At 45.6% G+C, this 2,820-nt stretch carries 2 rRNA genes; both read right to left on the bottom strand.

Going from position 1 to position 2,820, the window contains the following annotated elements:
- Positions 1–39: 39 nt before the first annotated feature.
- Positions 40–148 (bottom strand): 5S ribosomal RNA (gene rrf / locus G0Q09_RS14735).
- A gap of 210 nt (positions 149–358) precedes the next feature.
- Positions 359–2,820 (bottom strand): 23S ribosomal RNA (locus tag G0Q09_RS14730); the annotation flags it as partial.

The raw sequence follows: 2,820 nt of genomic DNA, 5'->3' as shown, positions 1-2,820 counted from the left end.
AAAAAAGCCTCAAGTTGTTCACTTGAGGCTTTTGATAAAAACTGGCGACGACCTACTCTCCCGTAAGTAACAGTACCATCGGCGCAGGCAGGCTTAACTTCTCTGTTCGGAATGGGAAGAGGTGAGCCCTGCAGCTATAGTCACCCTAATATTTTTGTATAGGTTTAGTTCCTATTATATCTTGACATTATTAGAAGCTCTATGCATTAAGCTTAAAGCCTTCACACAATCTTTGGTATTACATTATTAATCCAAATAAGATTAACTAACCTTCTCTATGACGATTAAATCAATCTTAGTATTTAATCTTTTTAATTTTTGATATTGCTATCATTAGCTTTGATTCGTTCTACTTTTTTAGAAAAAGTCTATGGGTAATTAGTACTACTCGACTATGACATCACTGCCTTTACATCTATAGCCTATCAACGTTGTAGTCTACAACGACCCTTTAAAGAAGTCTTATCTTGCGGCGAGTTTCGCACTTATATGCTTTCAGTGCTTATCTCTTCCAAACGTAGCTACTCAGCGGTGCACCTGGCGGCACAACTGATACACCAGAGGTTTGTTCAACACGGTCCTCTCGTACTAGAGTCAACTCCGCTCAAACTTCTAACGATCACAACAGATAGAGACCGAACTGTCTCACGACGTTCTGAACCCAGCTCGCGTGCCACTTTAATGGGCGAACAGCCCAACCCTTGGGACCTTCTCCAGCCCCAGGATGTGACGAGCCGACATCGAGGTGCCGAACCTCCCCGTCGATGTGAGCTCTTGGGGGAGACTAGCCTGTTATCCCCGGAGTACCTTTTATCCTTTGAGCGATGGCCCTTCCATACGGAACCACCGGATCACTATGTCCTGCTTTCGCACCTGATCGACTTGTGGGTCTCACAGTCAAGCACCCTTATGCCATTACACTCTACGCACGGTTACCAAGCGTGCTGAGGGTACCTTTGAAAGCCTCCGTTACTCTTTTGGAGGCGACCACCCCAGTCAAACTACCCACCATGCACTGTCCTTCTTGTTCAGAAGTTAGGCTCCAAGTAAATAAAGGGTGGTATTTCAACAATGACTCCACAATACCTAGCGATACTGCTTCATAGTCTCCCACCTATCCTACACATTATTTACCCGAAGTCAATACAAAGCTATAGTAAAGGTTCACAGGGTCTTTTCGTCCCGTTGCGATTAACCGGCATCTTCACCGATACTACAATTTCACCGAGATCATGGTTGAGACAGTGCCCAGATCGTTACACCATTCGTGCAGGTCGGAACTTACCCGACAAGGAATTTCGCTACCTTAGGACCGTTATAGTTACGGCCGCCGTTTACTGGGGCTTCAGTCAAAACCTTCGAGTTACCTCTAAGCTCCTTCCTTAACCTTCCAGCACCGGGCAGGTGTCAGACCCTATACGTCATATTTCTATTTTGCAGAGTCCTGTGTTTTTGATAAACAGTCGCCTGGGCCTTTTTACTGAGGCTGACATTGCTGTCAGCGACCTTTCTCCCGAAGTTACAGGTCTATTTTGCCTAATTCCTTAACCATGAATCGCTCGAGCGCCTTAGGATACTCTCCTCGACCACCTGTGTCGGTTTACGGTACGGGCTGCACATCTCGCTATTTCTTGGAACAATTTTCAGAGGATTATCACTCTAACCGAAGTCTTCGTGTACTATCCCTACTTTACGTAGGTTCAACGTACTATTCCGTCAGTACGCACCTCCTACAATCATTCGTCACTTTTATTGAGTGCAGGTACGGGAATATTAACCCGTTTGCCATCCACTACCCCGTTAGGGTTCGTGTTAGGTCCCGACTAACCCTCAGCTGATTAGCATAGCTGAGGAAACCTTAGTCTTACGGCGAATAAGTTTCTCACTTATTTTATCGTTACTCATGCCTACATTTTCTTTTCTAAAAGCTCCACCACCCATTACCAGATGACTTCTGCGCCGTTAGAATGCTCCCCTACCAGTAGTACTAATGTACTAATCCATAGCTTCGGTAATATGCTTATGCCCGATTATTATCCATGCCGGATCGCTCGACTAGTGAGCTGTTACGCACTCGTTAAATGAATAGCTGCTTCCAAGCTAACATCCTAGCTGTCTATGCAATCCAACCGCGTTTTTTCAACTTAGCATATATTTGGGGACCTTAGCTGATGGTCTGGGTTCTTTCCCTCTCGGACATGGACCTTAGCACCCATGCCCTCACTGCCTAGAAACATATATTAGCATTCGGAGTTTGTCAGGAATTGGTAGGCGGTGAAGCCCCCGCATCCAATCAGTAGCTCTACCTCTAATATACTTTACTAAACGCTGCACCTAAATGCATTTCGGGGAGTACGAGCTATTTCCCAGTTTGATTGGCCTTTCACCCCTACCCACAGGTCATCCGAAGACTTTTCAACGTCAACCGGTTCGGTCCTCCACTTTGTGTTACCAAAGCTTCAACCTGCCCATGGGTAGATCACAAGGTTTCGCGTCTAATACTACTGACTCTAACGCCCTATTCAGACTCGCTTTCGCTACGGCTCCGCACCTGAAGTGCTTAACCTTGCCAGCAACATTAACTCGTAGGCTCATTATGCAAAAGGCACGCCGTCACACTTACGTGCTCCGACCGCTTGTAGGCGTACGGTTTCAGGTTCTATTTCAACTTTCTATTCGAAATGCTTTTCACCTTTCCTTCACAGTACTAGTTCACTATCGGTCTTTGAGGAGTATTTAGCCTTGGAAGATGGTCCTCCCATATTCGGACAGAATTTCTCGTGTTCCGCCTTACTCGTTATCAACTTAATAAAAATTTCA

The sequence above is a fragment of the Empedobacter falsenii genome, from assembly GCF_019308355.1.
Classification (GTDB): domain Bacteria; phylum Bacteroidota; class Bacteroidia; order Flavobacteriales; family Weeksellaceae; genus Empedobacter; species Empedobacter falsenii_B.
This window is presented reverse-complemented; position numbering and strand designations above follow the sequence as displayed.